This is a genomic window from Trinickia acidisoli, assembly GCF_017315725.1.
Classification (GTDB): domain Bacteria; phylum Pseudomonadota; class Gammaproteobacteria; order Burkholderiales; family Burkholderiaceae; genus Trinickia; species Trinickia acidisoli.
Genome location: NZ_JAFLRG010000002.1, coordinates 515,458 through 542,377 on the forward strand (window position 1 = coordinate 515,458; position 26,920 = coordinate 542,377).

Genomic DNA, 26,920 nt, shown 5'->3' on the forward strand with positions numbered 1-26,920 from the left:
GCTACTCGATATCGTCGAGGCGATCCGACCCGACCCGACCCGTCGCCTCAATGCGTGATCGACAGAAACAAATACGCGGCGAATAGCGATAGATGTACCGCGCCTTGCAGTACCGTCGTGCGTCCCGTGCTGAGCGTTAGCGTGCTGATGAGCAGCGTGAGGGCCAGCAATACCGTTTCCATGCCGCCGATGCCCAAGTCGAGCGGGCGGCCCGTCCAGATGAACACGGCGGCGACGGTGGGAATGGTGAGCCCGATGCTCGCGAGCGCGGAGCCGAGCGCGAGGTTCATGCTCGTCTGCAGACGGTTCGCGCGTGCGGCGCCGACGGCGGCGAGTCCTTCGGGCAGCAGCACGAGCGCCGCGATCACGATGCCGACCGTGGCGGGCGGCGCGCCGATGCTGAGCACGCCACGCTCGACCGCGGGCGAAAGCAGCTTGGCGAGCAGCACGACGGCCACGAGGCTCACGAACAAAAATGCAAGGCTCGTGAGCGCGACTCGTCCGCTGGGTTGAGCCTGCGCATGCGAGGCGTCGTCGGTGCCGCCCGTCGAGAGGAAGTGTTCGCGGTGCCGCACGGTCTGCACGAAGACGAACACGCCATACAACACGAGCGACGACACGCCCGCGAAGGCCAGTTGCGACGTCGACAACTGCGGCCCCGGCATGGCGCTGAGGTAATTGGGCATCACGAGCGACAGCACCGACAGCGATGCGAGCACCGCGAGCGCCTTGCTGGCGCCGCGCCCCTGAAAGTCCTGCTCGCCGTGTTTCCAGCCGCCGACGAGCAGGCATATTCCCACGATCCCGTTGCAGACGATCATGATCGCGGCGAATACGGTGTCGCGCGCGAGGCCGGATTTCTCGGGGCCTGCGGACAACATCACGGATACGATCAACGCGACCTCGATCACGGTGACGGCAACGGCGAGCACGAGCGTGCCGAACGGTTCGCCGACACGATGCGCGACGACTTCGGCGTGATGAACCGCGGCGAACACGCTGCCGGCGAGCGCGGCAGCGATGAGCGCGATGGCGATGCCGGCCACGGGAATGACGAGCGATACCGCGAGGATCAGCCAGGCGGCGAGCGGAGCCCAAAGCGTCCAGCGCGGGAGTGCCGGCGATGAGGTCGACATGAAGAGGTCCTTGATCGTTGCTGACGCAAGCGGGATATTATCAGGCGCTCCATGACGGACATGCTGTTCGTCATCGTCGCATCGCCATGACCGCCGGACTCGACTATGAACCTTCACCGTCTCGATCTCGTCTCGCTTTCGCTGTTTGCGCTCGTGGCTCGCACGGGAAGCATCAGCAAAGGCGCGCATCTCGCTCATCTCGCGGTAGGCGCCGCGAGCAAGCGCATCGCGGATCTGGAAACGGCGGTGGGGACGGCATTGTTCGAGCGGCACTCGCGCGGCATTACGTTGACCGCCGCGGGCCAGGCGTTGCAGGAGCACGCTCAGCGTATTTTGAACGACGTCGATCTGATGACGGCCGATCTTTCAGACTACGCGGCCGGCGTCGTGGGCGTCGTTCGACTGTGGGCGAATACCTCGGCCGTCACGCAATTTCTGCCGGCCGACATCGCGTCGTTCGCCGCCGTGAACCCCGAGATTCGCATCGAACTCGAGGAGCAGGACAGCGAACAAGTGGCGCTGGCCGTGGTCGACGGGCAGGCAGATTTCGGGATCATGGCGGACCAGATGCCGACGCTGGGGCTGCAAACCACACCGTATCGGCGCGATCAACTCGTGCTGGTCACGCCCGCGGCGCACCCGCTGGCGCGACGCAAGTCCGTGGCGTTCGACGAAGCGCTGCAGTTCGATTTCGTGAGCCTCGCGCGCAACACATCGCTCGCGAGGCGGTTGCAGTCGGCGACGAGCTTTGCGGGCGGGCGGCTGAAGCTGCGCATCCAGGTTCGCAGCTTCGATGCCATGTGTCTGATGGTTGCCGCCGGGCTCGGCATCGCCGTGCTGCCGGATGCGGCCGTGCGTCCGCATCTGCGGTCGATGGGCTTGCGCAAGATCGCGTTATCCGAAGCGTGGGCGTGCCGCGAATTGCTGATCTGCGCGCGTGATCTGCATGCGCTGCCCAAGCCCGCGCGGTTGCTCGTCAATCATCTGATCGGCCCTGCATCGGGCGCGGCGGGCGCTAGGGGGGGTATGGGCGTCGGCTGAGTTCGCCGAGCGCTTTCGCGAATTGCGAAAGCAGGCTTGCCGACTCTGGGATTCCATTGGGGCGCTCGCGCGCGGAGAATCGTCTCCATCAAATACAGGAGACTTCGCCATGAGTGGTCAATCCGCTTTCCCGAGCACGCCCGCGGCGCTCAAAGGCGTTCGCGTGATCGAAATGGGTCAGTTGATTGCCGGCCCGTTCGCCGGCAAGACGCTTGGCGAATTCGGCGCCGACGTCGTCAAGATCGAGCCGCCCGGCGCCGGCGATCCGCTGCGCAACTGGCGTTTGATGAAAGACGGCACGTCGGTCTGGTGGCAGGTGCAGTCGCGCAACAAGCGCTCCGTCGCGCTCGATTTGCGCAGCCCGGAAGGGCAGGACATCGCCCGCAAATTGATCGCCGAAGCCGACGTCCTCATCGAAAACTTCCGTCCGGGTACGCTCGAAAGCTGGGGCATGGGCTACGAGCAATTGTCCGCGCTCAATCCCGGGCTCATCATGTTGCGCATCTCCGGCTATGGCCAGAGCGGCCCCTATCGCGACCTTCCGGGCTTCGGTTCGATCGGCGAGGCAATGGGCGGCTTGCGGCACCTGACCGGCGAGCCGGGACGTGTGCCCGTGCGCTGCGGTATTTCGATCGGCGATACGCTGGCCGCGCTGCACGGTGTCATCGGCGTGCTCACCGCGCTGTATCACCGCACGGCGAATGGCGGCAATGGGCAGATGATCGATGTCGCATTGCACGAAGCGGTCTTCAACGTCATGGAGAGTTTGATCCCCGAATACAGTGCGTTCGGTGTGGCGCGCGAGGCGGCGGGCAGTGCGTTGCCCGGCATTGCACCGTCCAATGCCTATCGCTGCAACGACGGCTATGTCCTGATTGCCGGCAATGGCGACAGCATCTTCAAGCGGCTGATGCTCGCGATCGGCCGGCGCGATCTGGCTGACGATCCGGCACTCGCCAATAACGCGGGCCGCGTTGCGCGCGTGACGGAAATCGATGCGGCGATCGAGGCGTGGAGTGCGCCCCGATCGGTCGAAGACGTGCTCATCGTCCTGACCGAAGCGCGTGTGCCGGCGGGCAAGATCTATACGGCACGCGACATCGCCGAAGACCCGCATTACCGCGCGCGCGACATGATCCTGCGACAGTCCACGCGCGACGGCTACGAAGTGGACGTGCCCGGCATCGTTCCGAAGTTGATGAGCACGCCCGGCACGGTACGTTCGTCCGCGCCGAAGCTGGGCGACGATACCGACGAAGTGCTGCGCGAAATGGGTCTGCCTGCCGCGCGCATCGCCGAACTGCGTGCCAAAGGAGCCATCGCATGAGTATCTGGAACGGAACGCGCCGGCGCATCCATCTGCAAGAGGTGGGGCCGCGCGACGGCTTGCAGGCCGAATGCGCGTTCGTCGAAACGCACGACAAGATTGCGCTCGTCGATGCCCTGTCGAAGTCCGGCGTCGCAAAGATCGAGGTGACGGCGTTCGTGTCGCCGCAAGCGATTCCCGCATTGCGCGATGCCGAGATCGTGCTGCGCGAGATCGAGCGCGAGCCAGGCGTCGTCTACACCGCGCTGGTGCCTAACGTGCGTGGCGCGGAACGGGCGATCGATGCGCGCGCCGATGAGTTGAATCTCGTGATGTCGGCGAGCGAGAGCCATAACCTGTCGAATCTGCGGATGACACGCGACCAATCGTTCGGCTCGCTCAAAACGGTTGCCGGCATTGCGCGCGATGCGGGGCTGCCGGTCAACATCTCGCTGTCGTGCGCGTTCGGTTGCCCGATGGAAGGCGACGTGGCCGAAGACGCGGTGCTCGAGTGGGCTCGGCGTTTCATCGAGGAAGCCGGCGCGCGCGGGGTCACGCTATGCGATACCACGGGGATGGCGTATCCGCCGCAAGTCGCGAGGCTCACGGCGGCGTTCATCGAGCGCTGGCCGCACACCGAGCTGACGTTGCATTTCCACAATACGCGCGGCATGGGCCTCGCCAATGTGCTCGCCGCGATCGATGCCGGCGCGAATCGTTTCGACGCATCGCTCGGCGGGATCGGCGGCTGCCCCTACGCCCCGGGAGCTAGCGGCAACGTGTGCAGCGAGGAGATCGTGCATGCGCTCGAATGGATGGGATACGACACCGGCGTCGATCTCTACACGCTCATCGAGGCGGCGAAGCGCTTGCCTGCGTTGATCGGCCACGACACGCCGAGCCAGATCGTGAAAGCGGGCAGGCGGCTCGACTTGCATCCGTTGCCGGCCGACTTCGACGCGATCCGCGAACGTGCCTTGCAACGCGATGTCGCATCGCGCCCACCCAATTGATTGAGTGAGCGGGACGCGATCGATGGGTCGCTTACCTTACTTCGACGGCGCGGGATCGCTCCATAGGCGCCCGCCGGTTGCCCAGTTCTCGCGCTTCACGTCGACGAGGATGATCTCGACGGAATTGGGCTCGACATTGAGCGATTCGCAGGTGGTTTTCGTGATCGCCTCGACGAACTGACGTTTCTGCTCGACGGTGCGGCCTTCGAAGAGTTCGATATGGAAGGTCGGCATCAGGTATCTCCGTGTTTGAAATCAATGGCAAGGTAATGCAACGCAGGCACGTCGCACTAGGCTTTCAGTCGCGGTACGAACGGTCGAGACGATCGAGTTTGCGCAGCAGCGCGGGCCATTCGATCTCGCCTTCGATCGCGCCGCCGTCGCGCAGTTGCTCGGCCGCGCGCGCGGCAACGTCTAGGGCGGGCAGCACGAGCGGCGCCTGGCCGGCCTGCGCCTGGATCTGAATTTCGCAAGCTTTGATCAGCGTTGCCATCAACACGTAAGCCTCGGCCACCGTCCGTCCGATTGTCAGCGTGCCGTGATTTCGCAACAGCATGGCGGGCTTGTCCGCTAATGTGTTCACGAGGCGCGCGCCTTCCTGCGGCGAAAACGCCAGCCCCTCATAATCGTGATACGAAATCTGGCCGTGGAAGCGCAATGCATGTTGCGATGCAGGCAGCAGTCCCTGCGGTTGCGCCGACACGGCAATACCCGGCGTGTTGTGCAGATGCATGACGCAGAATGCGTCGGCGCGGGCCGCATGAACGGCCGCATGCAAGGCGAATCCCGTTGCGTTGATCGGATGATCGCTGGCGCCGACGATATTGCCCTCGATGTCGATCTTGACGAGGTTCGATGCGCTCACTTCGTCGAATGCGAGACCGAACGGATTGATCAGGAAGTGGCCGGGCTCGTTCGGCACGCTCGCCGAAATATGGGTGTAGATGAGATCGTCCCAGCCGTTCATCGCGACGAGGCGGTATGCGGCGGCCAGGTCCGTGCGCACGCGGCGCTCGGCGTCGGATTGCGGGGCCGATTGGGCTACGCGGCCGGCGGGTGTATGGGCGAATGACATGTCGTTTCCCTTCAATGCGCGAACGGCCGTTGACGGTCGAATGCACGCATGCATGCATGAACGCACCATGCGGCCACGACGAACGGTGCGCTCATCGCGGGCCATCCCATGTGCGCAACGGCCTGATACAGCAAGGCCGACAGCATAGCAGCAGCCAACGTCGCGACGGGGCCTCGATCGCACAGCGCGAGCGCGGCCAGCGCGCCGTTGAAGCCGGCCATCCCCGTATGAAGTGCGCCGAGCGGGGCGCCGCACGTCCATGCGACAGCGCTCGATACGGCGGCGCCCGCGAGGGTATGTAGCGCTGCACGACGCGATGCCAGCGCGATCCCGACGACGATCAACAACCCCGGCCAGGCGCCCGACGCAAAGACGGTTTGCGCAGCGGAAGCTAGGACGTTGCCGATCGGGCTCGGTGGGCGAACTAGATGGCCCACGCCGAATGCGGCATCGAGCGGAAAGCGGATGCGTAAGGCTTGCGTGTAGAGCGGCCCGAGGCTGGCTGAGGCATTGCTGGCTGACGCGTGGTCTGCCGGCATGCGCGCGCCGGCGCGCAGAAGCAGCCAACACCAAGTCACGACGAGGCAAGGGCTCGAATAGACGGCGAGCCCGCGAGTGCTAAGCAGGCGCGACCAGGGCGCGGCTAGACACGTGGCGGCGATGGCCGATAGCAGGGCGACGGCGAGTGCGATCCGGGTGTCATTGACGAACGTGACGGCGGCAAGCGCGCAAAGGACACCGTTGAAGCCGTGCAGGCCATCGCGCATCGCGATCGGATCGTAATGGCCGATGACGGCGCATACGTGAGCGGCTAAGGCGCCGATGATCGCGGCGCAGGCAAGCCGCAGGTCGCATAGCGCGAGTGCCGCCAGCACGCACGCGCCGGTGAGCGCGTTACATTGCAGGACCGTTTGGCCCATGCAGCGAAGCAGGGTTCGCAGCACGGCGGGTCCGTTGTCGTGGGCAGCTTGCATAGCGGGAGGCGGGCCGTCCACCTACGCTGCGTAACGAGCGGGCACGGCGGTTCTGAATTGAACCGCGAGGATAGGCTAGGCGCGGCGCTCCCGCCATGTGTGGGTTTTGATAGTCGCTATTTGCGCCAGGGTGGTCCCTGCCGCGGTGAATCCGGCGCGGAAAATCCGTTATTCGGCGATTGAAGCGTTTGCCGAATGGCGCTGACGCTGACGGTCGCGCAATACGACCGCGCGTTGGAGGCGCGGGCTGGCACCGCGGATGAAAAGAACCGCACAGATGGCGACCGTGGCCCAGATGGAAAGAATTACCGCCAGCGTGTTCATGCCAGTCTCCCGAATGTCGAAGAACTCGACGCGGCTAACCGGTTTGCCGGCTGGTCAGCGTCGATGATTGGCAGTATGCAGTGGCGAAGTCGATTCCGATTGGGTGAAAAGAGACGGAATTCGAGGCCAATCCAGGTAATGGGAGCCGCGCCCCCGATGCGGTGGACGTGGCCGTCGGACAGGCGGGCGCGTGAGCGAGACCCGAGCCGAACTCAATAGCTGACGGGCGGCATGATACCGAACTGCAGCAGTGCGTTATCGAATTGCTGCGCGGCGGTCGACATCGGCTCCTTTTGCCAGAGGCCATCCTCGGCCTTCAGCGCCGTCGCGATCGTGTCGGCTTGATGCGGCGTCAACGCGTTGAGCCAATCGACCATCTGCTGTTGCGTCGCATGCCCGTACTCGAAGTACTGCGTGATGAACGGGCCGGCGCTCGGCGGCGAGCCGCCGAACGAAGTCGCGTGCTTGGCCAACTGCGCGGCGACGTCGGGGCGCACCCCCATCGAAATGAGGGCCTGCTTGTCGTCGCCATCGTGCGTGTGCGAGCTTTCGTAGGCGTCGGCGGACGTGACAAGCAGCGCCGCCACCGCCACGGTCGGCCCGCCGATGAGGTCCCATGCGTCGCCGCTCAAGCCGAGCACGGTGGTGCCTTCGGGTAGTTCGGCCGCGTCGATGCCCGAGCCCGTCAACAGCGTGCCGTAGCCCGCCGCATTCAACAATTGACCGACGCCTTGGATCGTCTTGCCGTTGCTGAAGTCGTCGACGGCTTCGCTGATCCCGAGAATCGCCGAAGCGAGGTCCGACGTGTCTTGCATCGCGAGCTTCATCGAAACCTTGAGGGTCGAGCGCGCGCCCGCGGAGATGTCGAGGCCGTCGATGCTGTCGGCCAGGCTCGCATAGCTTTTCGCGAGCGGTGTTTCACCCGAGCCGGGACGAAGCGAGGACAGCTTGCCCGAGGGGATGGCGGCTGAAAGCGCATAGGACACGCCGCCGAGTTCTTGACGGATGCCTGAAGCGCCGTTTTGCAAGGCCGAGAAAAGTCCGCCCGATGACGCTTCGCCGAGCGTGTAGGCGGCGTTGCGGAAATACAAGTCGGCGCCGAACGTCTTGTTCGCGTCCTTCCAAACGGTCAACGCCATCTTGACGCGCGCAGGCGTGAACACGCTGTCGGTGCCGTCGGCGGCGAGCGAACCGATCAGTTGCTTGCCGATCTGATCGTAGACTTTGCGCATGGAGCGTTGCAGCCACAACGTATTGGTCGGATCTTGTTTGGCATCGGCGCTGATGATGCCGAGATTGTCGGCGCAATGGAGCGCCGCGACGACGCTCGGCGAATTCGATACCGACCACCTGTATTGGCCGCTTTGCATTGACGTCGGCACTGCCGTATCGAAGCCTTGCACCCCTTTGAGCTCGCTGCTGTATGCCGTGACGGCTGCTTGCACGCTATCCGCGGTTTCCTGCAAGGTTGGAATGCCGGCCGAATCGGCTTCGAACTGCTCAGCCTTCTTCGGGTTCGCGTTGAACAGTTGGGTGACGAGCGCGGCCTGCTGGCTCGGCGTGCCCACGCCGCCCCAATTCGCGAGCGGCTCGGCGGCGAACGAGCCATCCTGCGCGAGCTTGTTCTTCAGGGATGCGACCGTCGAGACGAAGCCGTCGAGCCCTTGCCGTGCGCCGTCGATCGCGGCGCTCGCATAGAAGTCGTTGCGATAGAGCCGGGCTTGCGCGCCGACCGCCAAGGCGAGCGCGACGTTGCCTTGCTGGCCCGCATCGGCGAATACCTGCTGTGTGAGTTGAACGTTTTGGAAGACGTCCATGCCGGTCGGCGGCGGTACGCCGTCCGCCTGCGCCACGATGTAGGTGGCGATGCGGTCGACCGCCGCCTTGCCCGTGCCGTTCGTTCCTTGATCGCTTTCGATCGCGCTCTGGCAAGCGCTAGACAACGACATCAGGACGGAGGTCGGTCGATTCGAGCCTTGGCCTTGCCACGAGGCCGTGTCGCGCAGCGATTGCTGGATGACGCTTTGCACGCGGGAGTCGGACATGATCGAACCGACCTGGCCGATCGTCGCCGTTTGCGGGTTCGTGACGCTCGCGAGCGTTTGCATCGCGGCCGCCGCGCCGTGCTGCTTGTAGGCGTTGACGACTGCTTGCGCGGGGCGATCGACGAGCAGCGTGTGCTGCGCGTCATTGATGCCGTTTTGTACCGCCGCAGCAAAATGCGGATCGCCTCCCGCGTATGTCAGATAAACGCTGCCGCGTGCCGTAATGTCGCCCAGCGCTTGCGCGCCTTGATCGTTTCCCGCCACCGCGACGATTTGGCTGCTGACGAGTTGGCGCACGCCGTTCCAGTTGCCCGCTGCGGCGTCGGCGTCGATCTTGCCGAGCTGGTCGGCCGTACGGCCCTGGGATTTCAGGGTCTTGTCCAGCATGCACGAAGCGTCGTCGATCGCGCCTTGATAGGTCTGGTCCCCCGGAGCGCGGCTGCGCAGCGTCGACGCGAGCTGCTTGATGTTGGGCACCGCCTGCTGCGTGGCCGCGTAAAGGAGTTCTTGATAAGCGCTCGCCGTCAGCTTGCTCAAAGCGGCTGCCTGATCCTTCTTGGGTCCCTGCTCGGCGGCTTTCAATTGCGTGCGCTGTTGCTCGAGATCAGCGAGACGGGTCGAGTCGAGCACGACGACGGTCTTACCGACAGGCAGGTCGTAGACGTCGGTCGGCGGGTTCGCGGCGCGTTCTCCGAAGGGCTGCCGATCGAGCGACGGCGTCGCGGCGAGATTGGCATCGAGCAGCGGCGTGTCGTCGGTCAGGCCCGGTTGATCGAAGACATGCTGATCGCGCAGCACGTCGTAGGCATTGCCGCCCGCACTGAGATTGAAACGGCTGATGCCGAGTTCGCCGGCGCCCGGCTTGAACAGGCCGACCGCGGCGCTGGAGAGTTGGTCGTCCGTCACCGGCGGCGTCGGCGTGGCGAGCGGCGGCAGCGATCCGGGCACTTCGTAGAGCGGCTCGCCCGACTGCCAGAATGCCCCGTTCGCAGTGCCGGATGCGTTGCCCACCGTGAGATCGCCGTTCGTTTGCAGCGTCAACGCGGCACCGGCATGACCGTTCGTCTGCGTGCTCCAGACGTCGTTCTTGCCGGCGACGCAGAGCGTGTCGGGGGCGACCTTGTCGAGCACGAGGTTGCCGTCTTGCTGCATGTACGCGACGGTTGCGCCCGACTTCGCCGTGTTGCTCGACCAAACCGCAACTTTCGTCGCGAGATCGTATTCGACGAGATTGCCGTCGTGCTGCATCGTCAATTCGAAGCGACCGTCGGCCGATCGAATCGATTGGCCTGCCGTCAGTTTTTCACCGGGCTTCAATTGAAAGCCCGGGTGCGGAACAGAAGCCGGAGCGGAAGTGGGAGTGGGCTGCGTTGGCTTTGGCGGCTGCGTCGATGGGGTGTTCGTCGTATTGCCTACCGGGCCGCCCGCGCCGTCGATTCTGAAGCTCATGGTCGCTCAATCGAAAAGATCATGAGCGCCTAGCGTCCCATTCGCAAATGACGCGAACGTGTCAGCGTTAAATAATTGTTTAGGACAACTTACGAAGTATCGTAGATCTTTATCGATTCATTATTGAATCTACGAAGCCTCGTATGGTTTATCGCGCACGACGCCGCTTGCGAATGCGGGCGTCAAGCGTCGTTTCGATTTCGCATGACCGTTTGTCCTTCACGTTGCATACGCTCGAATGCTTCGGCGATATGCTCGATGTACGGATTCTTGTGCGCGAGCGGCCCATCTCGCTTCTCGCGATGCACGAGCATGGTCGCATTGGCTTCGAACACGAGTACTTGCCCGTCAGGCGTGAGCGTGAAGTCGATGCCACCGTAATCGAGGTCGAGCCGATAGCCGATCTCGATGATGGCGTCCATCGCGCGCGCGCCGAGTGCCGCGCGAGGATCGGCGAGGAAGCGTCGTTCTTCGTCGAGTTTCCACGGCGTATCGAGCATGCCTGCCGAAAAATAATGAACCATCCAGTTAGGCGAAATCGCGAGGTGATAGGGGTAAGGCTCGCGATCGACATAGATGATGCGGTATTTGCGGAAGTGGCCATCGAGGCTGCGGAAATCGTGATAGGCCGTCAGGTAGCATGGCACGCCGAGTTCGCCGAGCGCGGGCCACAGCGTTTCCATCGATGTGTGCAGCGCGAGATTGTCGCCGCCGTGCGAGGCGATCGGGCGCAGCAGCAGTGCGCCATCGAGTTTCGCTTCGGCAAGTTGCGCTGTCAGGTCATCCGGACTCGCCGGCATCGTCTCGAGACGAATACAGCGCGGCACCAGCGTATGGTCGATGCGCGCCAATCGCGCGGGCATGCGGTGTCGATGCGTGCGCGCGACGGCCTCGGGCGAATTGAGCACGGGACGGCCGCAACGATGGGTGAACTGTGCGATGCGCTCGGCGAGCGGCTGTGCGATGTCGGGGTCGCCGATTGCATTGAGCACGAGATCGTACGGCGGCAGTTGCTCGTCCTCCGCTTGGCTCGCGTAGTCGATCGCGTATTTGATGCGGGTGGTCGTGGCGTACGTGAGCAGTGCGTCGAGCGGAACGTTGCCCGTGCTCTTGCCCGTGCTCAAAATCAGCAGACGGCGCTGTTCGGTGCCGATTGCGGGTTCGACAAACACGCGTTGCAGCGTGTATGCGCGCTCGCGGTGCCGCTCAGCAAGCTCCGGATCGCCGTGGTCAGCGAGCAGCACGGCGAGATTCTGATGCGCGATGGCGAGTTGCGGGAACTCGGTCAGCGTATGCCGGTACCAGCGTATGGCTTCCTGTGGCCGGCCCTTCAGTGAATAGACCGTCGCGAGGTTATACAGCGCCAGCGCCCGCTCGCGCGGCGTCGCGGTGCCGAACGCCGCGAATGCCGCAAGCGCGATTTGATGCGCGGCGAAGCCCGCCTCGTCGCCGGCCGTTCGCATCGCCTCGAGCATCTTTCCGTGCAGCCCGATGTCGAGCGGCGCCGCATCGAGCGCTTGCGATAGATGTTCGATCGAGTCATGCGGTACGTCGAGCGCGGGGCGTGCCTGAGATTCAGCGGATTGCGACATATCGTGACGGAAGCGTTTTTGGAGTGCGGCGGGCGTCAAACACGTTGCAAGGCGAATTCGGTCAAGGCCTCACAGAGCGTTTCGACGGCGTCCGGCGTGACGGCGTTGTAGAGCGACGCGCGCAATCCGCGCAGCGAGCGATGCCCCTCGAGTCCCGTCATACCGCGCGCCTCGGCGGCGTCGAGGAAGGCACGATCGAGCCGCGCATCGCCGAACGTAAACGCGACGTTCATCATCGAACGCCACGGTCGTTTCGCGTGAACCGTTACGGCGTCGCGCATCTCGTCGAGGACGCCATAGAGCCGCGCGGCTTTGGCCTCGTTGATATGCTGCATGTCGGCCAGGCCGCCAATGTCGTCGCGCAGCCAGCGCGTAATCAACGTCAGCACGTAAATGGCGAATACCGGCGGGGTGTTGTAATTCGAGCCATGCGCGATCTGCGTGCGGAAGTCGAGAATGTGCGGCATACCGTCGGGAATGCGCGCGAGCAGATCGCGATCGATCAACGCGACCGTCACGCCGGCCGGACCGAGATTCTTCTGGGCGTGCGCGTAAATCATCCCGAAGCGCTCCGCCGCGAGCGGCTTCGAGAGGAAATCCGAGGACATATCCGCGATCAGCGGCACGGGAGCGCCGTGCGCCGGAACAGGGAATTGCAGCCCCTCGATCGTTTCGTTCGAGACGTAATGCAGATAAGCCGCGCGCGGATCGACGTCGAGTTGCTCGAATGCGGGCAGCTCGTGAAAGCCGGTGCGCTGCCCGTCCCAGGCGATACGGTGCGCCCCTACGCGGCCCGCTTCGGCGGAAGCGCGAGCGCTCCAATAACCGGAAATGACATATTCGGGCGGCGCAAAAGCGGCCGTCGCGAAGTTCATCGGCACCGTTGCGAACAGCAGGCTGCTGCCGCCTTGCAAAAAGGTTACGGCGTAACGGTCGGACAGGCCGAGCAGATCGCGAAGGTTGCGCTCGGCTTCATCGAGAATCGCGAGGAACCAGTCGGACCGATGGCTCATGCCGAGTACCGAAATGCCCGTCTCCGGCAGGGCCACGATCGCATCGCGTGTCTGCGTCAGCACGGTAGCGGGCAAGGCGCCGGGGCCCGCGGAGAAGTTCAGGGTGTTCGAGTGCATCGGAGTCGGTCGACGTTTGCCATGCCTGGGCGGGCGTTCGCTCGGACTGTAGCGAAGTGCCCAAAGCGTAGCAGAGCGGCGCGGTGGTCAACTTGACGATGTGAGGGGGAAAAGGGCATCAATTTCCACGAATGGCCCGAGGAAACGTCAACGACACCGCAAATCCGCCCGTTACGGGGAAAGCGAAACCGATCCCGCCGCCATGCGCCTTCATCACTTCCTGCACGATCGCAAGGCCGAGCCCCGAGCCCGTGCGGCGCGCCGCACCGTCCTGCTCCAAGCGCTCGAACGGACGCAGCGCAGCTTCCCAGTGCTCGCGGGGAATGCCGCGGCCGTTGTCGGTCACGGTCAGCGTGACGACGGTGTTCGATGCGGCGACCGCCACGACGATGTCGTCGGCCTTGCCGTGCAGCAGCGCGTTGTGCAGCACGTTCGACAGCGCTTCTTGCAAGCTGATCGGATCGCCGTCGATGTAGGCATGCGGCGCATCGCTGTCGAACGCAACCTTGATGTCGCGCTCGCCCGCGAGCGGGATCGTGCGTCCAAGCACTTCCTTGGCGAGGCCGACCAGTTCCACCCGTTGCAGCGGCACGGCTTCGGTGCGATGAATCACCATCGCATGGTTGAGCAATTGCCCCGCGAGTCGGCCGACGTCGGCGCAGGTCGCGCGCAACGCATCGAGACGCGTTGCATAGCGTGCGGGGTCGCGCTCGTGGCTGAGCAACTCGATCTGCGCATCGAGCCGCGCGAGCGGGGTGCGCATCTGGTGCGCGGCGTCGGCGATGAAGCGCTGCATGGCCGTCATCCGTTCCGCGAGACGCCCGATCAATCCGTTGATGGCGCCGACGATCGCGTTGATCTCGCTCGGTGTATCGGCGGCAACGGGCCGCAGATCGGCAGGATCGCGCGCGGCGATGATCGTTTCGATGCGCGCCAGCGGGCGCAGGCCGCGCCGGATCGCGAGACCGCTCGCGCCGATCGCGAGTACGCTCATCAACAGGATCAGCGTCCATACCTTGAAGCTCATGTCGTTCGTCAACTGTTGCCGGGCGTGCGTCGTTTGCGCGACGGTCACGACGGCCCATCCGGGCGTGCGCTCCTCGGGCAAGTAACGTGCGAGCGTTGCCGTGCGAATGCGTTGCCCTTGGTAAGTGCCGTTTGCGAATTGCGGGCCGCTGCGCGCGGCGACGGTACTCGCCGGACTCGGAAGATCGGCGTAACCCGCCACCACGACGCCGCGCGAATCGACAACCTTGTAGTAGACGAGGTCGTAGCGCGAGAGCGTCGACAGCGCGGCCACAGGCGGATTGATCGCGAGCACGCCGCCCTGCACGTAAAGGTCCTCCGCCGCTTGAATCGTTGCGCCGGCCAGAAGCTGATCGTAGGCGCGCTCCGACGCCACGCCCGCGTAATATCGCGCGACCACGGCAAGGGTGGCGGCCCCCGACGCCACGATCAGCGCGATGAACAGCAGCGTGCGCCCGAACAGCGTCTTCGGGAACCAGTCAAAGCGTGGCAATCTGATACCCCATGCCGCGCGCCGTGCGAATTTCGACCGAACTGCCCTGCAGCTTCTTGCGCACACGCGTGACGTATTGTTCGACGGCGTTGATGGTCGGTTCGTTGCCCAAGCTGAAGAGTTGATTGAGCAGATCTTCCTTCGAAAAAATGCGCTGCGGGCGGCTCGCTAGGATTTCGAGCAACGCAAATTCCTGGCGCGACAGCGAGAGCGGCTTGCCGTCGAGTTCGGCGAGCCGGCTGCTGCGGTCGATCGCGAGGCCGCCGATTCGAACGAGATGATTGGCATGGCCGCTATTGCGGCGCAGCAGCGTTTGCACGCGCGCTTCGAGTTCGCGATAGTCGAACGGCTTGACGAGGTAGTCGTCGGCGCCGAGGCCGAGGCCGCTTACGCGGTCGTCGATCGCCGAGCGTGCCGTCAACAGCAGCACCGGCGTGGCACAGCCCGCCGCGCGCAGATTGCGCAGGATCGCGAAGCCGTCCATGCCGGGCAGCATGACGTCGAGCACGACCAAATCGAAACGCTCGACGCGCAGCAGGCTATTGGCCGTCGCGCCGTCCGTTTCAAGATCCACCGCATGCCCGAGCCGCGTCAGGCGGCTGCGTATTGCCGCGCCGATTTCCGCGTCGTCCTCTACCACCAAAATGCGCATGATGCCGTTCCTGCCGATCTGTTGCTCGATATGAATGCGGGTTTTCCCGAGGCGCCGCTCTCAGCATTTTCTCAGACTCGCTCGATAACCTTGCAAGGCATGAAGATGCGGTGGCTGCGCGAATATTAGAGGAGACGACACGATGCGGCAGAAAGCGGGCGAAAGGCGCGATGGCGTCATGCCGTCATGGCGGCGCCGCGCGTTCATGGCGGCTGGCCTCGGCGCGGCGCTCGCACCGGCCTTCGTGCTGTCCAAGCCGCGCACCGTGCGGATCTCGAAGGGCTATGGCTTGTTGTATTTGCCGCTGCTCGTGATGGAGAAAGAGCGCTTGTTCGAGAAGCATGCCGCTCGGTTGGGGGCGCGCGACGCGAGCGTCGAATGGGTGCTGCTCGACGGCGGCAACTCGGTCGACGACGCGATGATGGCCGGCACGCTCGACTTCGCCGCCGCCGGCGCGCCGGGGTTCATCGAATTGTGGGCGCGCTCGCGTGGGATTCCCAACGTCGAAGTGATCGGCATCGGGGGCCTGTCGACGACGTCGCTCTCGCTCAATGCGAACCAGCCGCGGATCGCATCCCTCGGCGATTTCACGCCGTCGGATCGGATCGCGGTGCCGGGCATTCGCACGTCGCTGTCCGCCGTGGTCTTGCAGATGCTTGCGAGCAAACTGCTCGGGCCGCAGCACTTTGCGCGACTGGACTCGATCACCGTCAGTCTGCCGCACCCGCAGGCGATGCAAGCGTTGATTCGTCGCGAGAACGGTATCACCGCGCATTTCGGATCGCCGCCGTTTTCGACGCTCGAATTAAGCCAACCGGGCATTCATCGCGTCGTCGATTCGATCGACGTGCTCGGGCCGTTGACGCTCGACGTCGTGTTCGCACCGAAACGGCTCGTCGATGCCGAGCCGGCGCTGGTACGTGCTTTTCTCGGCGCGCTCGACGAGGCGAACCGCTTGATCGCGCAGGACCGGCAAGCCGCGGCGGCGATTTACGTCGACGCGTCGAATTTTGCGGTGTCGCGCGACGCGGTGACGCAGATGCTTGCTTCGCCGCAGACGCGCTTCTCGGTATGGCCCGGTCAATTGATGGACTTCGTCGACTTTCTGTACAGAGTCGGCACGATCAAAGCGAAGCCGCGCACGTGGGACGAGATGTTCGTGCCGATGCTCGGTGACTTCCACGCGTCGTGATGTGCACGGCACCCCTTCAACGCCACACAATCCTTAGGAGTACTGAGTGAACGCAGCCCCTGCCCCAGACCATCAATCCGCACAGGAGCGCCGTGTCATGTCGAAGATGGCGCGCCGTTTGCTGCCGATCCTCGTCGTGATGTTCCTGATCTCCTTCATCGACCGGCAGAACGTCGGCTTCGCGAAGCTGCAGATGGTGCACAGCCTTCATATGACCGAGGGTCAGTTCGGCCTCGCGTCTTCGCTGTTCTTCATCGGCTATCTGCTGTTCGAAGTGCCGAGCACGCTCGCGCTGCATCGCTTCGGCGCACGCTTGTGGCTCGCGCGCATCATGCTCACCTGGGGCGTCATTACGGTGCTGATGGGCTTCACGACTTCGATGCAAACGTTTTGCGGCTTGCGCTTTGCGCTCGGCGTCGCGGAGGCCGGCTTCTATCCCGGCGTGATCTACTACCTGACGCTGTGGTTTCCGCAAAGCTATCGCGCTCGCGTGCTGGGCATCTTTACGCTTGGCAGCGCGCTTGCGAACATGCTCGGGTCGCTCGTGGGCGGATGGCTGCTCAGCTTGAACGGCGCGTGGGGGCTTGCGGGCTGGCAGTGGGTATTCATTGCGACCGGCGTGCCCGCCGTATTGGTGGCCGTGACGGTATTCAAGCTGCTGCCCGCGTCATACCGCGAAGCGCGCTTTCTGAGCGAGCAGGAAAAGCAGGTGGTTGCGGCCGCACTCGAGCGCGAAAAGCCCGAGCATGCGGAGCACGCTCAGCCGTGGAAGGCGCTGCTCGATCCTCGCGTGATGTTGTTTGCCGCGACGTATATGCTGATGTCGACGTCGCTCTACGGCGTGACCTATTGGCTGCCGACGCTCGTCAAGTCCTTCGGCGTGTCGAGCAGAATGAACGGCGTATTGAGCATGCTGCCGTGGGCGCTGTCGGTGTTGCTCCTCATGTATCTGCCCGCGAAACTACGTCGTGCGAACAGCATTTTGCGAGCGATCGCGATCGTAGCTGCAATCGGGGCGCTCGGCTTCCTGTTGAGCCTCGTGCTGCCGTCGACGCCGTTGCGCTTCGTCGCGCTCGTGATCGGCGGCGCGTGCATTCCGCTGCTGTATCCGTGCTTCTGGTCGATGCCGCCGCGCTACTTCACCGGCGCGCGAGCGGCGGCGAGCGTGGCGGCCATCAATTCGATCGGCAACCTGGGCGGTTTCTTCGGACAGAACCTGATGCCGTTCGCGGGCAAGGTGACCGGCACGGCATTCGGGCCGATGATCGTCCCGATCGTATGCCTTGCGGTGCTGGGATTGGGCGCAAGCGTCGCCTGGGTTCGTTCGGATCGTATGGCCGCGGCTGTGCCGGCTTGACGATCCTCGTCGGATAGATATTTTTTTCGACCTAATGTCGTAGGAAAAATATATTGGACGTCTTACTGATATTCTCGCAGTATTCGCACATCTACAACTGCAATACCTGAGGATGCAGATGCCCAACTATCGATCACGCACTTCCACTCATGGCCGCAACATGGCCGGCGCCCGTGCCTTGTGGCGCGCAACCGGCATGAAGGACGACGATTTCGGCAAGCCGATCATCGCCGTGGTGAACTCGTTCACTCAGTTCGTACCGGGCCATGTGCATCTACGTGATTTGGGCGCGCTGGTTGCGAAGGAGATCGAAGCGGCCGGCGGCGTGGCCAAGGAATTCAACACGATCGCCGTGGACGACGGCATCGCCATGGGTCACGGCGGCATGCTGTATTCGCTGCCGTCGCGCGAATTGATCGCGGATTCGGTCGAATACATGGTCAACGCGCATTGTGCCGATGCGATGGTCTGCATCTCCAATTGCGACAAGATCACCCCGGGCATGCTGATGGCCGCCATGCGCCTGAACATTCCCGTCGTGTTCGTCTCCGGCGGCCCGATGGAAGCGGGCAAGGTCAAGTCGCCGACGGACGGCCAAGTGATCGCCAAGATCGACCTCATCGACGCGATGATCAAAGCCGCCGATCCCAAGGTCAGCGATGCCGAAGTGGCCGAGATCGAGCGCAGTGCCTGCCCGACGTGCGGTTCGTGTTCGGGCATGTTCACCGCGAATTCGATGAATTGCTTGACCGAAGCAATCGGCCTCGCGCTTCCGGGCAACGGCACGATCGTCGCCACCCATGCATGGCGCAAGGGCTTGTTCGAGCAGGCCGGCCGGCTGATCGTCGATCTATGCCGCCGCTACTATCAGGAGGAAGACACGTCGGTGCTGCCGCGCAACATCGCCACCAAGCGCGCATTCGAAAACGCGGTTGCGCTCGACGTTGCTATGGGCGGCTCGACCAACACCGTGCTGCACTTGCTCGCTGCCGCGCAGGAAGCCGGCGCCGACTTCACGATGTCCGACATCGATCGTATTTCTCGCAAGGTGCCGTGCTTGTGCAAAGTTGCGCCCGCAACCGATAAATTCCATATCGAAGACGTCCATCGCGCCGGCGGCATCCTCGGTATTCTCGGCGAGTTGGCTCGCGCCGACTTGATCGACTTGTCGTGTGGCAACGTGCATAGCGGCACGCTCGGCAATGCCCTGGCCAAGTGGGACGTCATGGGCGGTGATGAACAAGCGCAGAAATTCTTCCGCGCGGCGCCGGGCGGTATTCCCACCACGGTCGCATTTAGCCAGGAAGTCACGTTCACGTCGCTCGACACCGATCGCAAGGCCGGTTGTATTCGCAGCAAAGAGCACGCTTATTCGAAGGATGGCGGTCTCGCGGTGCTGTACGGCAATCTGGCCGAGAAGGGCTGTATCGTGAAGACGGCCGGTGTCGACGAATCGCAGTGGGTCTTCTCGGGGCGCGCACGCGTGTTCGAGAGCCAGGACGACGCCGTCGAAGCAATCTTGGGCGATAAGGTCGTGCCGGGCGATGTGGTCGTGATTCGTTACGAAGGGCCCAAGGGCGGCCCCGGCATGCAGGAAATGCTTTACCCCACGTCGTATCTGAAATCGAAAGGGTTGGGCAAGACGTGCGCGTTGTTTACCGACGGCCGGTTCTCGGGCGGATCATCGGGGCTCGTGATCGGGCATGCATCGCCCGAGGCGGCGGAAGGCGGCACGATCGGCCTCGTGGAAGACGGCGATGTCATCGAGATCGACATTCCTCAGCGCAAGATGCACTTGGTGGTGACGGACGAGGAGTTGGCTCGCCGTCGCACGGCGATGGATGCGCGCGGCGATAAGGCGTGGCAGCCGGCGAATCGCGAACGCGTCGTGTCGCAAGCGTTGCAGGCGTATGCCGCGCTGGCCACTTCGGCCGACCGCGGCGCCGTGCGTGATATCTCGCAGCTCAAACGCAAGTGATTGCCGCGCATTGAGTTTGTTCTTGTCCTTGCCTTAGCTTGAAAACAAGAAACCGCCGGTACGTGTCGGCGGTTTTGCTAGCAAGGCGAAGAGGTTGGCCCGCATCTGCTGCATCGCGAACGCGGGCGGTATCGACGTCGAGCGCGTCGAGGAAGTGCTCGTGCGCGGCGTCGAAGCAGGCGTTGTTTTCGTTCCAGGCAGTGCGTTCTTCACAGATGAACCGCAGCGCAATACGTTGCGTCTTTCCTATTCGACGGTTACGCCCGAGACGGCCGATGAAGCGGCGCGGCGGTTGGCCGTCGCGCTGAACGCCCGCTAACCCAAATTCCCCTGGCACAAATACTTGATCGACAGATAATCGTCGAGGCCATACTTCGACCCCTCTCTGCCGTACCCCGATTCCTTGACTCCGCCGAACGGCGCGGCTTCGCTGGAAATCGCCCCTTCATTGATCCCCACGAGCCCAGCCTCGAGCGCACGTGAAACGCGCTCGATCCGCTTCATATCGTTGCTGTAGAAGTACGAAGCCAGCCCATACGGCGTGGCGTTCGCCGCTTCGATCGCCTCGCGTTCGTCTTCGAAACGAAACAGCGGCACGACGGGGCCGAACGTTTCTTCATCGCATAGCAGCATGCTCGCGTTCGCATCGGCGAGGACCGTAGGTGCATAGAAGTTGGGACCGAGTTCGGCAAGGCGCCGGCCGCCCGTCACGACACGGGCGCCGTGCGTCAGCGCATCGTCGACATGTCGAGCGATCTTATCGACGGCGCGTGCATTGATCATCGGCCCGATCTGCGTCGAGGTATCGCTGGCGGGGCCGACCTTCATCGATTCCACACGCTGCGCCAACAACGCGCAAAAGCGTTCATACACCCCAGCTTGCACATAAACGCGATTCGGACAAACGCACGTCTGGCCGCCGTTGCGAAACTTCGAAACGATCAAGCCCCCCACCGCGGCATCCAGATCGGCATCGTCGAATACGATGAACGGTGCATTGCCGCCCAATTCGAGCGAAAGTTTCTTGAGCGTGCCGGCCGATTCGCGCGCCAAGTGTTTGCCTACGGCCGTCGATCCCGTGAACGTGATCTTGCGCACGCGCGCGTCTTGCAGCCAATCGGCGACGGCATCCACGCCACGCGCGCGCGATGCGGTAATGAGGTTCAGCACGCCTGCCGGTACGCCCGCTTCCTGCGCGAGCAGCACGAGCGCCGACGCGGTCAGTGGCGTATCCTCGGCAGGTTTACCGATGACGGTACAGCCCGCTGCCAATGCAGGCGCGATCTTGCGCGCGATCATCGCGAGCGGAAAATTCCACGGCGTAATGGCAGCGACGATGCCGATCGGTTCTTTGATCGCACTCATTCGTTTGCCGCGTTGCTGCTGAGGAATCAGATCGCCATAGATACGCGTCGCTTCCTCCGCGAACCATGCGACGTACGAGGCACCATAGGCGACCTCGCCACGCCCCTCGGCCAGCGGCTTACCTTGCTCGTGCGAGATCAACGCACCGAGCGCATCTTGATTCGCGACGATGAGCGCATGCCAGCGTCGCAAAATTTCGGCGCGTTCTTTCGGCAGTGTTTCGCGCCAGGCGGGCAGGGCGGCTGCCGCGGCATCGGTTGCCGCGCGCGCGTCGGCAACGGAGCTATCCGCCACCTCGGCAATGAGCGTGCCGTCCGCGGGATCGGTAACGGCGAATCGCGCGCCGTCGGCGGCCGGCACCCATCGTCCGCCGATGAAGTTCTCCGTGCGGATCAACGCTTCGGGCGTAAACGTACGCGTCATGTTCGATGCTCCTCTTGTTCGTGTCAGTACGTCGGTACTCGCGCTGCCGGCAACCCAGGCCGACGGCGCTGGCTAAGCGTTGGCTAAGCGTTGGCGGAGCCGGTCACACGGGCCGCGATGGCCGCGCCCACTTCGTCGGTCTTGGCGGTGCCGCCGAGATCGCCCGTGCGCGGGCCTTCCTTCAGCGTCGCTTCGATCGCGGCGAGAATCGCGTCGTGCGCTTCGCGCTCCTTGCCTTGGTGGTGCCCAAGGAAGTCGAGCATCATCGCGGCCGACCAAATCATGGCGATCGGATTGGCGATGCGCTTGCCGGCGATGTCGGGCGCGGAGCCGTGCACGGGTTCGAACAGCGACGGAAACGCGCGATCGGGGTTGAGGTTGGACGACGGTGCGAGGCCGATCGTGCCGGTGCAAGCGGGGCCGAGATCGGACAGGATGTCGCCGAACAGGTTCGTCGCAACCACGACGTCGAAGCGATCGGGATTGAGCACGAAGCGCGCGCAGAGAATGTCGATGTGCTGCTTGTCCCACGTTACCTCGGGATAGTCGGCCGCGACTTCGGCCGCACGTTCGTCCCACCAGGGCATGCTGATCGCGATGCCGTTGCTCTTCGTGGCCACGGTCAACTTTTTCTTGGCGCGCCGCTGCGCGAGATCGAACGCGAACTTCAATACGCGTTCGCTGCCTTTCCGCGTGAAGATCGATTCCTGCACGACGAACTCGCGATCGGTGCCGGCGAACATCACGCCGCCCACCGACGAGTATTCGCCTTCGGTGTTCTCGCGCACGATCCAAAAATCGATGTCGCCGGCCTCGCGCCCCGCGAGCGGCGAGGGCACGCCCTCGAACAATCGCGCGGGTCGCAAATTGATGTATTGATCGAATTCGCGCCGAAACTTGAGTAGCGAACCCCACAGCGAAATATGGTCGGGCACCTTCGCGGGCCATCCCACCGCGCCGAACAAGATGGCATCGCAGCGTGTGAGTTGCGCTTTCCAGTCGTCGGGCATCATCTGGCCGTGCTGCTCGTAGTAATCGCAACTCGCCCAGTCGATATGCTCGTATTCGAGCGAAATGCCGAAGCGCTTGCTTGCCGCATCGAGCACGCGCAAACCTTCGGGCATGACCTCGGTGCCGATGCCGTCGCCGGGAATCACGGCGATTCGATATGTGCCAGCCATGACGGAATTGTCTCCATGAAGCGAAGTGAGCGGCGCGGGCAATCGACCGCCGGTGCCGCGGTGTTCTCGAAACGCGGCGCGCAACGCCGCGACAATTTGCGCGAATGCTTCAATGCTTTACGACTGAGGGAAGAGCACTTCGAGCGGGTAATGTGTCTTCACGAAAGGCGATTTGATGATGACGTAACTGAAATACTTCTCGATGCCGATGTCGCGTTCGAGCAAGCCTTCGATCACGCTTTGATAGTGGCTGACGCTGCGCGTGACGAACTTGAGTAGATAGTCGTAGCCGCCGCTCGCAAGATGGCATTCGATGATTTCGTCGACATCCTTGATGGCCGCCACGAAGCGAATGAAATCTTCGCGGCGATGATCGGCGAGCGTGACTTCGGTGAATACGATTTGCACGTCGCCGAGCTTTTCGAGCTGGATTTGCGCGCCGTAGCCGACGATGTAGCCGGCCTTCTCGAGGCGCTTGACGCGAATCAGGCACGGGCTCGGCGACAAGCCGACGGCATCGGCGAGTTCGACGTTCGTGATGCGTCCACGCTTCTGAAGTTGCGAAAGGATCCGTAAGTCGATCCGGTCAAGCTTGCAATCGCCACTCATCGTACTGTCGCCCGAGTATGACCCAACGGAGAGCGAATACTTTAGCACGCGACGGCACGCGCTTTACGATCGAGCGCGGCGCGTACGTCGGGCTCCGCGAGCACTTCGTCGAGCGTGCGGCGCAACCGCGCGAACAGCAGATCGAATTCGTCGGCCGTATACGAGAGCGCGGGCGCGAAGCCGAGGATGTTGTCGCCGAAGGCCCTGAAAATCAGCCGATTGCGATAAGCGGCGGCCGCAATGCGATCCGGCAGCTTCAGCGCGGCGTCGAAGCCCGCTTTGCTTTCTTTATCGGAGACGAGTTCGAGCGCGCCAAGCAGCCCGCGATGGCGCGAATCGCCCACGAGCGGATGATCGAGCAACGCGTCGAGTCCTTGCGCGAAACGCGGCGCCAGCGCTTGCGCGTTCGCGAGCAGGCCGCCTTCGCGATAAAGCCGCAAGACTTCGAGCCCGATCGCGGCGCTAACTGGGTGTGCCGAATAGGTGCACCCGTGGCCGATCGCGGCATCGGGGCTGGCGTCGGCGATGCCGCGATAGACCTCGTCGGACATCAGCACGGCGCCCATCGGCGCATAGCCGGCCGTCAACCCTTTGGCAACCGTCATCAAATCGGGTTCGACGCGCTCCGCTTCGCAAGCGAATAGCGGGCCCGTGCGCCCGAACCCCGTGATTACCTCGTCGGCGACGAATAAGATGCCGAGCTTTCGGCATGCGTCGCGCATCGCTTTGAGCCATCCGACTGGCGGCACGATGACACCGCCCGATCCTTGAATCGGTTCGCAGAAAAACGCCGCGACGTTGTCCGCGCCGAGTTCGGCTACTTTCGCTTCGAGCGCGGCAACCGATGCGGCGATGAGTGCGGCGTCGTCGGCATAGTTGCCACGGTAGGCATAAGGCGACGCGATGTAGTGCTGCTGCGGCAGCGGCAGATCGAAGTGACGATGAAAGGTCGGCAGCGCGGTCAAACCCGCGCCGACCGACGACGAGCCGTGATAGCCGCGCTCGAGCGCGATGAACTGCTTTTTTCTCGGACGGCCCGTCGCATTGAAGTAATGCGTAATGAAGCGCACCGCCGAATCGACGGCATCGGAGCCGCCGAGTGTGAAATAGACGTGCTGGAGCGAGGCCGGCGAGACTTCGACGAGCCGCGCGGCGAGTTCGATCGCGGGCGCGGAGCCGAAGTGGAAATAGCCGGTTGCATACGGGAGTTTCTTCATCTGCTCCGTGGCGGCGTCGATGATGCTTTGTTGGCCGTATCCGACATTGACGCACCACAGTCCCGCGAACGCGTCGAGCAATTCGTTGCCCTCGGCGTCGCGCACGAACGAGCCGTGCGCCGATTCGAGGATCGTGACGCCGCGCGCTTCATGCGCGTGGTAATTGACGACAGGATGAATGAGGTGCTTGCGGTCGGCTTCGATGAGGGAGGAAATCGACATGGTGGCGGGCCCGTGCAGGTTTGAACGATGACGATTCATAGTACCGGTGAGGGGCCTCGCTTCGCTCTCCGAAAAAAACGCTCGAAAAGCGTACGGCGCGCGTTTTGATGCTGATGGTCAGCATTTTCTGCTGACGGTGCGGTGTGGTTGGGGAAGCGGTCGGCGGGGGCATCGCTGCGGCGTTCGCCGTGGCGTCAATAGCCGCGGTGCCGGTCGATTTCCCCGATCATCGGTAGTCCTAAACGATGCCGGCGCAGGTTCTCCAAAACGGATTCGACCGCCGTCTCGGGGTGGGTGGCGCTCGCGATGTGCGGCGTGATGCGCACGCGCGGATGCCACCACAACGGATGATCGGCCGGCAGCGGCTCGGGCGTCGTCACGTCGAGTAGTGCGCAGCGCAAGTGCTCGTCGTCGAGCAATCGCAACAAGTCGTCTTGGACGAGATGCGCGCCGCGTCCCGTCTGGACCAACGATGCGCCGCGCGGCAGCTTGCCGAGCAGGCGGGCATCGAGCATATGGCGCGTGGCCGGTGTGAGCGGCAGCAGACAAACGAGCACGTCGGTGCGCGCAAGAAACGCATCGAGCGCTTGCTCGCCGGCGTAACACGCCACGCCCTCGATGCGATGCTCCGATCGGCTCCAGCCCGCGCAGTCGTAGCCGAACAAGCGCAGCCGCTCGAGCACGGCCGTGCCTAGCATGCCGAGCCCGAGCACGCCGACTCGGCACGAAGCGGCTGGACGCACGGGTAACTCGGTCCAACATGCCTGCCGCTGTTGACCGGCGTAGTCGAGGAAATCGCGATGTATCGTCAATACGGCATGCGTGACGTACTCCACCATCCGCTCGACGATGCCGGGCTCGATCATCCTGACCACGGGCACGTGTGCGGGAAAACCCGATAGGTCGAGTTGATCGACACCCGCACCCACGGAGAACAGCACCTCTAGGTTGGGCAACGTTCGCGCGGGATCTTCGGGAGGCTGCCAGGCTGCGAGATAGCGGACTTGCGCGGGGTCGCCAATGTCGGGCCAGATCTTGAAGGGCATATCGGGCAAGCGTTCGGCGAATAGCTTGGCCCATACCGCGCCGCGAGCCGGGTCGGCTTTATAGAGAAAGCTCATACGAAGGTCAGCCGATCGCTTGATTGATGATGCCGTATTGCGCGAACTCTTCGTCGGGCGCGGGCATCTGCTGCGCATTGCGCGTCATTTTGACGACGCTGTCCACGCGGATGAGGCCGAGCGTTTCGAGCCATTCGGCAAGGCCGCTTTCGCCGGGCGTATCGATACGGATGAACATGCCGGGGTTCGACGCGAGCCAGTGCCCGATCAATGCCTTTGCGCGCACCGGATCGTCATGCGGCGCGACCACGGGGCCGATCGCGCGGCCGCGTCCGAAACGGCGAAACAACGCGAAGCCGATCAGTTCGCCGTCGCGGTCGAGCCCGATGCCTTCGGCGCAATCGAGCAGCGGCGGCAGCACCGATGTGCGATCGAGTCCGCTCGCGCGGGAGGCCAGTTCGACGAGGCGCGGTGCATCGTTGACGCCGAGCGGACGCAGCCGCTCGCGCGAGGGCAGCGGGAGCAGCGGTGGCTGCAGCGCCGCGCCTTGATGCTGATGGAGCGTACCGACGGGCATGAAGCCGAGCTTCTCGTAGAGCGGGCGTCCGGCCTGCGTCGCATGCAGGACGGTTGCTCTCGTGCCGAGTTCTTCGAGCGCCATCTCCGTCAGGCGCCGGCCGATACCGAATCCCTGATGCGCAGGAGAGACGATGACCATGCCGAGCGACGACGTTTGCGTGCCGTATTTCCAGCAAAGGACGGTACCGATGATGCGCGCATCGCGTTCGGCGACGAAGCCCGCGCCGATATTCGCGATGAATTGCCAATCTTCCGCGCGATGCGGCCATTTCAGTTCGACCGTCAGCGCGTGCGCGGCATCGACGTCCGCCGGAGTGAATCGCCTGTAATGGATGGAGTCGGACACGCGTACCCCCTCATGGTCTTGATTGATACGAACTGTGTCATGCAGCGTGCGCACTGACTAGGACGATCTTCTCATCGGAAGCGCTCGTGCACCGAGAACGAACCTGCATCGGCGATGCAATGCAATCTCGCTCG

At 63.6% G+C, this 26,920-nt stretch carries 23 protein-coding genes; 7 read left to right on the forward strand and 16 right to left on the reverse strand.

Translation table 11 applies throughout. The annotated features are described in order from the left end of the window. Nucleotides 1–47 precede the first annotated feature (47 nt). Nucleotides 48–1,136 carry a calcium:cation antiporter gene (locus J3485_RS20870; protein WP_206956229.1) on the reverse strand — a complete coding sequence of 363 codons (1,089 nt, stop codon included), beginning with the start codon at nt 1,134–1,136 and terminating at the stop codon, nt 48–50. Nucleotides 1,137–1,241: 105 nt separating this feature from the next. Between J3485_RS20870 and J3485_RS20875 the strand changes: the two genes are divergently transcribed. From J3485_RS20875 to J3485_RS20885, 3 genes are all read left to right on the forward strand, one after another. Next, on the forward strand, nt 1,242–2,177 hold the full coding sequence (locus tag J3485_RS20875) for a LysR family transcriptional regulator (RefSeq protein ID WP_206956230.1): 936 nt from the start codon (nt 1,242–1,244) through the stop codon (nt 2,175–2,177). Nucleotides 2,178–2,286: 109 nt separating this feature from the next. After that, nucleotides 2,287–3,504, forward strand: a complete 1,218-nt coding sequence (locus J3485_RS20880; RefSeq protein WP_206956231.1) for a CaiB/BaiF CoA transferase family protein — start codon at nt 2,287–2,289, stop codon at nt 3,502–3,504. After that, nucleotides 3,501–4,496, forward strand: coding sequence for a hydroxymethylglutaryl-CoA lyase (locus tag J3485_RS20885; protein WP_206956232.1), 996 nt, complete (start codon nt 3,501–3,503; stop codon nt 4,494–4,496). Before J3485_RS20880 ends, J3485_RS20885 begins: the two co-directional genes overlap by 4 nt. A gap of 36 nt (nt 4,497–4,532) precedes the next feature. Here the strand turns inward: J3485_RS20885 and J3485_RS20890 are convergent, their stop codons facing one another. The 9 genes from J3485_RS20890 to J3485_RS20930 form a co-directional block, all read right to left on the reverse strand. Continuing rightward, nucleotides 4,533–4,730: a 4-oxalocrotonate tautomerase gene (locus tag J3485_RS20890; RefSeq protein ID WP_206956233.1), complete on the reverse strand. Its 198-nt coding sequence runs from the start codon at nt 4,728–4,730 to the stop codon at nt 4,533–4,535. 64 nt (nt 4,731–4,794) lie between these two features. Continuing rightward, entirely contained in the window at nt 4,795–5,571 is a 777-nt protein-coding gene (locus J3485_RS20895; protein WP_206956234.1) for a class II aldolase/adducin family protein, read from the reverse strand. An 11-nt stretch (nt 5,572–5,582) separates the two neighbouring features. Then, nucleotides 5,583–6,515: an urea transporter gene (locus J3485_RS20900; protein WP_309477065.1), complete on the reverse strand. Its 933-nt coding sequence runs from the start codon at nt 6,513–6,515 to the stop codon at nt 5,583–5,585. A 198-nt stretch (nt 6,516–6,713) separates the two neighbouring features. Beyond that, complete coding sequence (locus J3485_RS20905; protein WP_206956236.1) at nt 6,714–6,869, reverse strand: hypothetical protein; 156 nt, start codon at nt 6,867–6,869, stop codon at nt 6,714–6,716. 212 nt (nt 6,870–7,081) lie between these two features. Further along, on the reverse strand, nt 7,082–10,363 hold the full coding sequence (locus tag J3485_RS20910) for a hypothetical protein (RefSeq protein ID WP_206956237.1): 3,282 nt from the start codon (nt 10,361–10,363) through the stop codon (nt 7,082–7,084). Between the two features lie 182 nt (nt 10,364–10,545). Then, nucleotides 10,546–11,955: an ATP-grasp domain-containing protein gene (locus J3485_RS20915; protein WP_206956238.1), complete on the reverse strand. Its 1,410-nt coding sequence runs from the start codon at nt 11,953–11,955 to the stop codon at nt 10,546–10,548. Nucleotides 11,956–11,990: 35 nt separating this feature from the next. Next, a complete protein-coding gene (gene serC, locus J3485_RS20920) occupies nt 11,991–13,085 on the reverse strand; it encodes a 3-phosphoserine/phosphohydroxythreonine transaminase (protein ID WP_206956239.1) in 1,095 nt (364 codons plus the stop codon). Nucleotides 13,086–13,203: 118 nt separating this feature from the next. Continuing rightward, on the reverse strand, nt 13,204–14,604 hold the full coding sequence (locus tag J3485_RS20925) for a sensor histidine kinase (protein WP_206956240.1): 1,401 nt from the start codon (nt 14,602–14,604) through the stop codon (nt 13,204–13,206). Next, the gene (locus J3485_RS20930) at nt 14,591–15,256 is read right to left on the reverse strand and encodes a response regulator transcription factor (RefSeq protein WP_206956241.1); all 666 of its coding nucleotides are present in this window, start codon (nt 15,254–15,256) and stop codon (nt 14,591–14,593) included. The genes J3485_RS20925 and J3485_RS20930 overlap by 14 nt, the downstream gene beginning before the upstream one ends. Before the next feature lie 142 nt (nt 15,257–15,398). On the opposite strand from J3485_RS20930, the gene J3485_RS20935 reads away from it, so the two are divergent. From J3485_RS20935 to J3485_RS20950, 4 genes are all read left to right on the forward strand, one after another. After that, complete coding sequence (locus J3485_RS20935; protein ID WP_206956242.1) at nt 15,399–16,448, forward strand: ABC transporter substrate-binding protein; 1,050 nt, start codon at nt 15,399–15,401, stop codon at nt 16,446–16,448. Nucleotides 16,449–16,545: 97 nt separating this feature from the next. Then, entirely contained in the window at nt 16,546–17,805 is a 1,260-nt protein-coding gene (locus J3485_RS20940) for an MFS transporter (protein WP_206958240.1), read from the forward strand. Between the two features lie 118 nt (nt 17,806–17,923). Beyond that, nucleotides 17,924–19,783, forward strand: coding sequence for a dihydroxy-acid dehydratase (ilvD, locus tag J3485_RS20945; protein ID WP_206956243.1), 1,860 nt, complete (start codon nt 17,924–17,926; stop codon nt 19,781–19,783). 94 nt (nt 19,784–19,877) lie between these two features. Continuing rightward, nucleotides 19,878–20,102 carry a hypothetical protein gene (locus J3485_RS20950; protein ID WP_206956244.1) on the forward strand — a complete coding sequence of 75 codons (225 nt, stop codon included), beginning with the start codon at nt 19,878–19,880 and terminating at the stop codon, nt 20,100–20,102. On the opposite strand, the gene J3485_RS20955 is transcribed toward J3485_RS20950, so the two are convergent. From J3485_RS20955 to J3485_RS20980, 6 genes are all read right to left on the reverse strand, one after another. After that, nucleotides 20,099–21,571 carry an NAD-dependent succinate-semialdehyde dehydrogenase gene (locus J3485_RS20955; protein WP_206956245.1) on the reverse strand — a complete coding sequence of 491 codons (1,473 nt, stop codon included), beginning with the start codon at nt 21,569–21,571 and terminating at the stop codon, nt 20,099–20,101. The genes J3485_RS20950 and J3485_RS20955 overlap by 4 nt on opposite strands. Before the next feature lie 83 nt (nt 21,572–21,654). Beyond that, nucleotides 21,655–22,752 (reverse strand): tartrate dehydrogenase, encoded by a 1,098-nt coding sequence (locus J3485_RS20960; RefSeq protein WP_206956246.1) that lies wholly within the window; start codon nt 22,750–22,752, stop codon nt 21,655–21,657. 117 nt (nt 22,753–22,869) lie between these two features. Further along, nucleotides 22,870–23,361 (reverse strand): Lrp/AsnC family transcriptional regulator, encoded by a 492-nt coding sequence (locus J3485_RS20965; RefSeq protein WP_206956247.1) that lies wholly within the window; start codon nt 23,359–23,361, stop codon nt 22,870–22,872. Nucleotides 23,362–23,402: 41 nt separating this feature from the next. Further along, the gene (locus J3485_RS20970) at nt 23,403–24,800 is read right to left on the reverse strand and encodes an aspartate aminotransferase family protein (protein WP_206956248.1); all 1,398 of its coding nucleotides are present in this window, start codon (nt 24,798–24,800) and stop codon (nt 23,403–23,405) included. A gap of 194 nt (nt 24,801–24,994) precedes the next feature. Continuing rightward, a complete protein-coding gene (locus J3485_RS20975) occupies nt 24,995–25,921 on the reverse strand; it encodes a 2-hydroxyacid dehydrogenase (protein ID WP_206956249.1) in 927 nt (308 codons plus the stop codon). A 7-nt stretch (nt 25,922–25,928) separates the two neighbouring features. Then, the gene (locus J3485_RS20980; protein ID WP_206956250.1) at nt 25,929–26,786 is read right to left on the reverse strand and encodes a GNAT family N-acetyltransferase; all 858 of its coding nucleotides are present in this window, start codon (nt 26,784–26,786) and stop codon (nt 25,929–25,931) included. Between the last annotated feature and the right edge of the window lie 134 nt (nt 26,787–26,920).

Coding starts and splice junctions, on each gene's coding strand:
- J3485_RS20870 (WP_206956229.1), bottom strand. CDS start 1,136: ATGTCGACCTCATCGCCGGCACTCCCGCGCTGGACGCTTTGGGCTCCG.
- J3485_RS20875 (WP_206956230.1), top strand. CDS start 1,242: ATGAACCTTCACCGTCTCGATCTCGTCTCGCTTTCGCTGTTTGCGCTC.
- J3485_RS20880 (WP_206956231.1), top strand. CDS start 2,287: ATGAGTGGTCAATCCGCTTTCCCGAGCACGCCCGCGGCGCTCAAAGGC.
- J3485_RS20885 (WP_206956232.1), top strand. CDS start 3,501: ATGAGTATCTGGAACGGAACGCGCCGGCGCATCCATCTGCAAGAGGTG.
- J3485_RS20890 (WP_206956233.1), bottom strand. CDS start 4,730: ATGCCGACCTTCCATATCGAACTCTTCGAAGGCCGCACCGTCGAGCAG.
- J3485_RS20895 (WP_206956234.1), bottom strand. CDS start 5,571: ATGTCATTCGCCCATACACCCGCCGGCCGCGTAGCCCAATCGGCCCCG.
- J3485_RS20905 (WP_206956236.1), bottom strand. CDS start 6,869: ATGAACACGCTGGCGGTAATTCTTTCCATCTGGGCCACGGTCGCCATC.
- J3485_RS20910 (WP_206956237.1), bottom strand. CDS start 10,363: ATGAGCTTCAGAATCGACGGCGCGGGCGGCCCGGTAGGCAATACGACG.
- J3485_RS20915 (WP_206956238.1), bottom strand. CDS start 11,955: ATGTCGCAATCCGCTGAATCTCAGGCACGCCCCGCGCTCGACGTACCG.
- serC (WP_206956239.1), bottom strand. CDS start 13,085: ATGCACTCGAACACCCTGAACTTCTCCGCGGGCCCCGGCGCCTTGCCC.
- J3485_RS20930 (WP_206956241.1), bottom strand. CDS start 15,256: ATGCGCATTTTGGTGGTAGAGGACGACGCGGAAATCGGCGCGGCAATA.
- J3485_RS20935 (WP_206956242.1), top strand. CDS start 15,399: ATGCGGCAGAAAGCGGGCGAAAGGCGCGATGGCGTCATGCCGTCATGG.
- J3485_RS20940 (WP_206958240.1), top strand. CDS start 16,546: ATGTCGAAGATGGCGCGCCGTTTGCTGCCGATCCTCGTCGTGATGTTC.
- ilvD (WP_206956243.1), top strand. CDS start 17,924: ATGCCCAACTATCGATCACGCACTTCCACTCATGGCCGCAACATGGCC.
- J3485_RS20955 (WP_206956245.1), bottom strand. CDS start 21,571: ATGACGCGTACGTTTACGCCCGAAGCGTTGATCCGCACGGAGAACTTC.
- J3485_RS20960 (WP_206956246.1), bottom strand. CDS start 22,752: ATGGCTGGCACATATCGAATCGCCGTGATTCCCGGCGACGGCATCGGC.
- J3485_RS20965 (WP_206956247.1), bottom strand. CDS start 23,361: ATGAGTGGCGATTGCAAGCTTGACCGGATCGACTTACGGATCCTTTCG.
- J3485_RS20970 (WP_206956248.1), bottom strand. CDS start 24,800: ATGTCGATTTCCTCCCTCATCGAAGCCGACCGCAAGCACCTCATTCAT.
- J3485_RS20975 (WP_206956249.1), bottom strand. CDS start 25,921: ATGAGCTTTCTCTATAAAGCCGACCCGGCTCGCGGCGCGGTATGGGCC.